Source organism: Streptomyces sp. NPDC001732 (genome assembly GCF_053596315.1).
In genome coordinates, this window is sequence record NZ_JBSFFY010000180.1 from 1 (window position 1) to 2,449 (window position 2,449).

2 protein-coding genes and 2 pseudogenes are annotated in these 2,449 nt (G+C 67.2%); 1 reads left to right on the forward strand and 3 read right to left on the reverse strand.

The features are described 5' to 3' along the window. Window positions 1-101, reverse strand: a pseudogene (locus ACWCXX_RS41155) (IS5/IS1182 family transposase); the annotation flags it as partial. Between the two features lie 133 nt (window positions 102-234). Further along, window positions 235-1,077 (reverse strand): IS5 family transposase, encoded by an 843-nt coding sequence (locus ACWCXX_RS41160; protein ID WP_451136417.1) that lies wholly within the window; start codon window positions 1,075-1,077, stop codon window positions 235-237. A 176-nt stretch (window positions 1,078-1,253) separates the two neighbouring features. On the opposite strand from ACWCXX_RS41160, the pseudogene ACWCXX_RS41165 reads away from it, so the two are divergent. Next, window positions 1,254-1,385 (forward strand): annotated as a pseudogene (locus ACWCXX_RS41165) (IS5/IS1182 family transposase); the annotation flags it as partial. A 31-nt stretch (window positions 1,386-1,416) separates the two neighbouring features. Here the strand turns inward: ACWCXX_RS41165 and ACWCXX_RS41170 are convergent. After that, on the reverse strand, window positions 1,417-2,088 hold the full coding sequence (locus ACWCXX_RS41170) for a lytic polysaccharide monooxygenase (protein WP_451136419.1): 672 nt from the start codon (window positions 2,086-2,088) through the stop codon (window positions 1,417-1,419). Window positions 2,089-2,449: the final 361 nt, after the last annotated feature.

Here is a 2,449-nt window from a genome sequence, read left to right on the forward strand (position 1 = left end):
AGACCTGCTTTGCGCAGCTCGGCCAGGAGCACTTCGTGCAGGCGGGGCCAGAGGCCGGCCTCGGTCCAGTCCCGCAGCCGCCGCCAGGCCGTCACCTCGGATGGCCGACTGGTGGTGGGGTTCGGCTGGGAGGTGGCAGTGCTGGCCCCCTCCTGACCAGCCCCCACACACGACATACCCCTGGGCATCTGCCACGCTGAGGCCGAAGCCCGGGGGCGTGCCGGCATCGGCTGTTCAAGGGCGGTGGTGGGGTCGGGTGTGCCAGCGGTGCGTGGTCCACACCCGGCGGATAAGGCTGCGGATGGTGATGATCGCATCGGCGAGGTCGAAGAGCGCGTCAATGACCTTTGCACGACGCTCGTGGCAGCGGGCGAGGCGGTGGAATGCGTTCTGCCAGGCATGAGTGCGTTCCACATGCCACCGCCCGGCGGCCTGGATCGGTGCCTTCTCACCTTTGCGGGCGATCTGCCCGTGCAGGCGACGTTCGCCGAGCAGGATGCGGGTGCCAGCACTGTCGTAGCCGGCGTCAAGGTGCACGGTGACCTCCTCTGGCAGCGGCCCGAGGGCGGTCAGCAGGTCCAAGGTCGGGGCGAGCAGGGGTGAGTCGTGGTGGTTGGCCCCGGCCAGGATGCGGCCGAGGGGGATGCCGTATCCGTCCACCAGGCCGGAGCGTTTCAGTCCCTGCTTGCCCCGGTCGACCGGCGAGCGCCCTGCGACCTCGCCACCCCCGGGCGCCTTGGTGATGCATCCGTCGACGGCGATCTCGTCCAGAACCAGCCCGACCATCCGGTCGTACGACTCCAGCGCAAGCTGTTTCAGCCGGGCGAACGCACCCAACCGGATCCACTCATCCCGGCGGGCCCGGATCGTCGTGGCCGAACAGGTCGCATCCGCTATCGCCGGGTAGGAGCAGCCGAACCGCAGGAGTTGCAGCAGCTTGTCGAAGACGACCCGGTCACCGACACGGCGCCGGTGACAGCCCAGCGGATGCCCCGGATCGAAGACCGGCCGCTTCGGCAGCAACGCCGCGAACTGCTCCCACAACGGCTCACTCAGCCACGACGGCAAAACAGGCACAATCCCCCACAGCGATCACGGAACATCACCACTCCATGATCATCGAGACCAGTGCCGGTTCTCGCGACCAGGGACCCCCAACCCGCCTATCCGCGTAGGTTCTTAATCTCCTCACCCACCGCGGCCAGGAGATCGGTCGGCAGGCTCTGAGTCGACGGGCTCAGGGCCCGGCGGAGCGCAATGCCGTCGAGCGGTGCATCGCCCGACTCAAGCAGTGGCGCGGCCTCGCGATGCGGACCGGCCAGCTCGCCATCGCATACCAGGTCGCGCTGCACCTCGCCGCGATCCTCGTCTGGGCTCGGAGATAGCCGAGCAGGCGGAACCCGTAGGTGCTGACCTCTACGCGTAGTCCGCGTCGTCGTCCGCGTCGCGAACGAACACGTTGGAGACGTACTCGAAGTCGAGGAGCTGGTAGGCGGCGTCGCCACTGTTGGCGAACTCGACGACCAGGAGGAGGGTGTGCGGCCCTGACGGGCGCGTCGGCAGGTTGAAGGTGAACGAGAACTGGTCATTCACGAGAGCGAGCCCGCCGTTGAGGATGTTCTCGTGGGCCAGCTCGGTGTAGAAGGGCGCGCAGGGGAAGAGCCGGTAGTAAGGGTATGTGGTCGTGTCGGGGCTGAACTCGAACTGGGCGCGGGTCAGCTTCTGCTGGGGGTTCCAGGCCAGGATGGTAGGAACGACGTAGATCCGGCGTACAAGCACCCCCCGGCGGAGCGTCAGGTCGACGGGCACGGCCTGGCCCGACGTCACCCGTGCCCGGTGCCACGGACGCCCGTTGTTCGTCACCTCGTCGAGGAACGCAGCGACCGGTTTGCCACAGCTGGCGAACTTGCCGTCAGCCGGCGGCGTGTTGTTCGGAATGTCCTCCGGTGCGTCCTTGTCCGTCTGACCTGCGCTCGTGCTCTCGGGGAACTTGCCGGCGATTATCCAGTCCTGCCCGGGCATGAGGTGCTGATTCTGCCGAGTCGCCGGGGTACTGACCATCAGGGCGAGACCAGGTCGTTCACACACACGATGCTCCTTCGCTCGATGCTCTTCCAGAGCAGCATCCCACCAGCGCAGATAGCCCTACGCGAGCGCCGCGCGATTGGCCTGAGAATGCCTTCTGCGCGGCTGCCACTCGCCTCTCCGGCGAGACAATCACCAGCGCCGCGGGTGTAGTGATTGCGGCGCTGGTGGTTCTCGGTATCCAACGGGGTGAATGGCAGCTGCGCAGGCACGGGGCGCCCTGGGTGTGTGTGGTGCGTGTGCTCGTCCGTTGGGCCCGCCAGCACTGTCGGGGCTTGCCCCCGAATCTTGGACACTCGAGACACTTGGATCTTGAGTCCAGGAGGACGGATGTCCCGTGGTCATGAAGCACTGTCCGCCGGAG